Genomic DNA, 4,779 nt, shown 5'->3' on the forward strand with positions numbered 1-4,779 from the left:
TGGCTCTTTTGCTGATTAAAAACGTATATTTAACTAGAATTAAAGTATTATAGCGATTCTTGTTTGGATACCATAGGCGTTAGGGGCGTACAGAAGTGCGCCCCTACAAAAGATACATCAGTTTAGCTATAAATTAATATCTACCGTTTTACGGCTATTAGAAAAATGAGGTTTAAAGACTGGGCGACTAGGGTGCTACTAATCTCGCTGATGTTCATCGCTTTAATTGTAGTGCTGCTAACTGGACGAGCGACAAAATTACAAAATAATCCGACTACATCTCATACATCCAATCCACAGATTACAGCCTGGAGTCAATATCCCCAAGCACAATTTCAATCAGCAAAAGAGCCAGAGAAGAAATCTCAAAATGTTATCAAGTCCCCAGTCAAGATTAACAAGCCTGTAGCAAAATATGTAACCACTCAAGCTTTTGCACAGTATAGACCTAATTATCAAGTTGCTTCGGTTGACCCAAGTAACTATGGAGAACGATACGCCCAAGATATTAACGGCATTCCTCTCAACAATCAACCAATTATCGTCCTCCATGAAACTGGTTATTCTGCTTCCAGCGCCATTAATTTCTTTCAAGTAGCCCATGACGATGAAAGTGTGCAAGCAAGTTACCACGCTTTAATCAAGTTAGACGGAACGGTGGTTTATCTAGTACCACCAGAAAAGCGGGCTTTTGGTGCGGCTAACTCAGTATTTGAGACTCCAGAGGGTGTGGAAACTGTGCAGACTAATCCAAATTTGCCTGCGTCTGTGAATAATTTTGCTTATCACGTCTCTTTGGAAACACCGCCAGATAGTTATAACGGTAGCAGCCAACAAACCCATAGCGGCTATACGGAGGCTCAATATAATTCTCTTGCTTGGTTAATTGCTCAAAGTCAAGTCCCAGACGATCGCATTACTACGCACCATCTAGTAGACCGTTCTGGTAAAAAAGTTGACCCGATAAATTTTGATGGGAATAAATTTCTGAGCTTACTTAATACTTATCGGGAGGTCAAACCAATATAGCAATCCGATTTGATTTCTGAACTTCTTTGTGTAGGCAGGGAGTAGGGAGTAGGGAGTAGGGAATCAGCCTTTTCGAGTTGAGGGTGAGTTATTTCAAAAATCAAATAGGAGTCCTATATATAGAGTAAGTAAATAATTTAACGTGAGTGAGTTTGACAAACCTCTCCCTGCCTTGAACTAAAGTTCAAGTCTGTCCCTCTCCGAGTCGGAGAGGGACAGGTTTTGCGTAGTAAAACCTCTTAGAGGTATATTGAACCAAGCTATTTGCTAAAGCTATAAATTTGCTGCGTCTCCAGGCGATCGCTAATCGATGAAGGCAGTGTACCATCTGAGAATGTCTGGCGATCCAGTTGAACTTGTAAATTACTCAAAGGATCGCAACCAGAAGAAATCAGAAATTCTAGTTTCTGGATGTAAGGCAAAGTTGCGAGGTTATCCAGAATTTGGAAGATAGCTTGTATATAAGGATGACCACTTTGTTGATACCAATCACAGCTAGCAACTTTTGGCTGATCAAAACCCAAGTGTACTGTTAAAGATGGCTGGTCAAATAGAGCGATCGCTAATGGACGCGCTTCTTCCTGTAACAATAAATCATTACTTTTCGCTAAATGTCGCAGTTTTTCTAAGCGTTCATAACGTTCCGTCACAGCTTCCGGGTCATCTTGCCAATGGATTGCTACTGTTACCAGATAAGTTTGTAACAGCATGTGACCCAGCTTTTTCGCCTTTGTCGCCAGGTAATAGGAATTGTAGTCATTGGCCTCAATTAATAATGGCACGCGATCGACTACTTCCATCCCATAGCCCTTAACTCCAGCAATTTTACGGGGATTATTGGTAATCAGACGTATCTTTTTGATGCCCAAATCCATGAGCATTTGTGCCCCCATCCCATAGTCTCGCAAGTCAGGCGGAAATCCCAAACGCTCATTTGCTTCTACTGTATCCAGTCCCATATCCTGCAACGAGTAGGCTTTCAGCTTGTTAATCAAGCCGATTCCCCGCCCTTCTTGACGCAGGTATACAACTACACCTTGACCCGCAGACTCAATCATTTTGAGTGCAGCTACAAGCTGCATCCGACAGTCGCAGCGCAAGGAACCCAAAGCGTCACCAGTTAAGCATTCTGAGTGCATCCGCACCATTACTGGCTTATCTTTGAAGTTAGCTGGATCGCCTTTGACAATTGCAACGTGTTCTGTATTATCTAGGGTGTGGCGGTAGGCGTAAATTTCAAACTGGCCAAATTGACTAGGCAGCTTGGTAATCACCTCACGATACACGAGGCGATCGTGCTGTAGGCGATAACTGATTAAATCCGCAATACTAATGATTTTTAAATTGTGACGTTTGGCATATTCGACTAACTGCTGCAACCGCGCCATTGAACCATCGGAGTTTTGAATTTCACAAATTACTCCTGCTGGGTATAGTCCTGCTAGCCTAGCTAAATCCACAGCCGCTTCCGTATGTCCTGCGCGTTTGAGTACGCCTCCAGCTTTAGCCCGAATCGGGAAAATATGACCAGGACGACGTAAATCGGTTGGTTTGGTGGCTGGGTTAAGAGTAACCTGGATAGTGCGGGCACGGTCTTCTGCTGAGATGCCAGTGGTTACACCCAATTCTGGGCCGGCATCAATGCTAACAGTGAAGGCAGTTTGGTTAGTATCTGTAATGTTGCTTACCATCAAGGGTAAGTCTAACTCGTCTAAGCGATCGCCTGTCATTGCCAAACAAATCAGCCCTCTAGCTTCCACCGCCATGAAATTAATCATGTCGGGTGTGGCAAATTGGGCGGCACAAATTAAGTCGCCTTCATTTTCTCTATTTTCATCATCTACCACCACAATAAGGCGACCAGCTTTTAGGTCTGCTAAGGCGGCATCAATCGAATCAAATTTAAAAGCTTGGTTAGTATTAGGCTGTGACACAGAAAGATTTCCAGCTACCAACGTAAATTTTTTTAACAATTTCTTCTTTTAGATTGTAGCTCCTTTATAAGGCAGAGAAGTAGACTAGCAATGATTTGATAAGGTGGCAACAATTTTTGCCATTATAAAGTGCAGCGACACAGCGACAGTAAGAGATGAGGGAGCAGGGGGGATGAGGAGGATGAGGGACAAGGGGGGATGAGGGAGCAGGGGAGAGATGAGGGAGCAGGGGGGAGATGAGGGAGCAGGAGGGATGAGGAGGATGAGGGACAAGGGGGGATAAAGAAGAATTTACTTCTTTTGCTCCCTCATCTCCCCCATCTCCCTCATCTCCCTCATCTCCCCCATCTCCCTCATCTCCCCCATCTCCCTCATCTCCCTCATCTCCCCCATCTCCCTCATCTCCCTCATCTCCCCCATCTCCCTCATCTCCCTCATCTCGTCGTTTCGGCGTTTTGTACGCTGTGCATCTAGTCGCTGATATTGTTGATAGCTGATAACGAATTCACCATTCATGGGATAAGGATTTCAGATCATGGGCAAATTTAGACGCGTACCCGTTGGGATTGTTGGCGCGTCGGGCTATGGCGGAGTACAGTTGGTACGGCTACTGATGGATCATCCAGAAGTTGAACTGGTTTATTTAAGCGATGAGAGCAGTATCGGGAAATCCTTCGGGGATCTCTACCCGCATCTGGCCCATGCAACTACCCTGCTAATAGAGGCGGTAGAACCAGAAATAATTGCTCACCGTTGTGAAGTAGTTTTCTTGTCTTTACCAAATGGTCTAGCTTGCCAAATCGCGCCCAAACTGTTGGAAAAAGGATGTAAAGTACTAGATTTGAGTGCAGATTATCGGTTTAGTAATTTGACAACTTATACAAATTGGTATGGCATTGAGAGAAGCGATCGCACAATTGCAGCTACAGCAGTTTATGGATTACCAGAACTTTATCGCGATCGCATTGCCGAAGCTCAACTCGTTGGCTGTCCTGGTTCATATCCCACCGCTAGTCTTCTTGCACTTTCGCCACTTTTAAAGCAAGGTTTAATCAGGCCAGAAACAGCTATTATCGATGCCAAATCTGGTACATCTAGCAGTGGACGGCAAGCTCAAACTAGTTTATTACTAGCTGAAGCAGACAACTCTATAGCAGCTTTCAATATCGGCCGTCACCGTCATACCCCAGAAATTGAGCAAATTTGCAGTGACTTAGCTGGTCATGAACTCATGATCCAATTTACACCGCACCTTATCCCAATGGTACGCGGTATTTTGGCAACGGTATATGCCACAATGAGCGATCCCGGTCTAGTGCGAGATGATTTAATCACAATTTTCTCAGCCTTCTACCGTAACTCTCCTTGGGTGAGAGTCTGCGGTAGCGGCGTTTACCCCCAAACCAAATGGGCAAGTGGTAGTAATATTTGTTACATTGGTGTAGAAGTTGACCCGCGCACAGGTCGCGTGATTGTCATGTCAGCAATTGACAATCTAATTAAAGGACAGGCGGGCCAAGCGATTCAGTGTCTAAACCTGATGATGGGCTGGGATGAAACTTTGGGGTTGCCCAAACTTGGTTTCTATCCCTAGATGAGGGGGATGAGGGGGATGAGGGGGATGAGGGGGATGAGGGGGATGAGGGAGATGAGGGGGATGAGGGGGATGAGGGGGATGAGGGGGATGAAGAAGAATAATCGCTTGTTTGCTCCCTTTACTCCCTTATCTCCCCCTGCTCCCTTATCTCCCCCTGCCCCCTCCCCCCCCCCCCCTCCCCCCCCCCCCCCCCCCCCCCCCCCCCCCCCCCTCCCCCCC

The 4,779-nt window shown here is 45.7% G+C and carries 4 protein-coding genes; 2 read left to right on the plus strand and 2 right to left on the minus strand.

Annotated elements, in window-relative coordinates; genetic code table 11:
• Positions 1-165: 165 nt before the first annotated feature.
• Positions 166-1,029, plus strand: a complete 864-nt coding sequence (locus LC574_RS27020; RefSeq protein ID WP_229456752.1) for a peptidoglycan recognition family protein — start codon at positions 166-168, stop codon at positions 1,027-1,029.
• Between the two features lie 260 nt (positions 1,030-1,289).
• Here the strand turns inward: LC574_RS27020 and ribBA are convergent, their stop codons facing one another.
• Both ribBA and LC574_RS27030 read right to left on the minus strand, forming a co-directional pair.
• Positions 1,290-2,963 carry a bifunctional 3,4-dihydroxy-2-butanone-4-phosphate synthase/GTP cyclohydrolase II gene (ribBA, locus tag LC574_RS27025; RefSeq protein WP_229456753.1) on the minus strand — a complete coding sequence of 558 codons (1,674 nt, stop codon included), beginning with the start codon at positions 2,961-2,963 and terminating at the stop codon, positions 1,290-1,292.
• A 291-nt stretch (positions 2,964-3,254) separates the two neighbouring features.
• Positions 3,255-3,479 carry a hypothetical protein gene (locus LC574_RS27030; RefSeq protein WP_229456754.1) on the minus strand — a complete coding sequence of 75 codons (225 nt, stop codon included), beginning with the start codon at positions 3,477-3,479 and terminating at the stop codon, positions 3,255-3,257.
• Positions 3,480-3,498: 19 nt separating this feature from the next.
• On the opposite strand from LC574_RS27030, the gene argC reads away from it, so the two are divergent.
• Positions 3,499-4,557: an N-acetyl-gamma-glutamyl-phosphate reductase gene (gene argC / locus LC574_RS27035; protein WP_229456755.1), complete on the plus strand. Its 1,059-nt coding sequence runs from the start codon at positions 3,499-3,501 to the stop codon at positions 4,555-4,557.
• The last annotated feature ends 222 nt before the right edge of the window (positions 4,558-4,779 follow it).

Origin of the sequence: Nostoc sp. CHAB 5715 (assembly GCF_020829685.1) — a bacterium.
GTDB lineage: Bacteria > Cyanobacteriota > Cyanobacteriia > Cyanobacteriales > Nostocaceae > Nostoc.

Bases quoted from the DNA above. Each gene is read 5' to 3' on its own strand.
- LC574_RS27020 (WP_229456752.1), top strand. From the start codon at position 166: ATGAGGTTTAAAGACTGGGCGACTAGGGTGCTACTAATCTCGCTGATG.
- LC574_RS27030 (WP_229456754.1), bottom strand. From the start codon at position 3,479: ATGAATGGTGAATTCGTTATCAGCTATCAACAATATCAGCGACTAGAT.
- argC (WP_229456755.1), top strand. From the start codon at position 3,499: ATGGGCAAATTTAGACGCGTACCCGTTGGGATTGTTGGCGCGTCGGGC.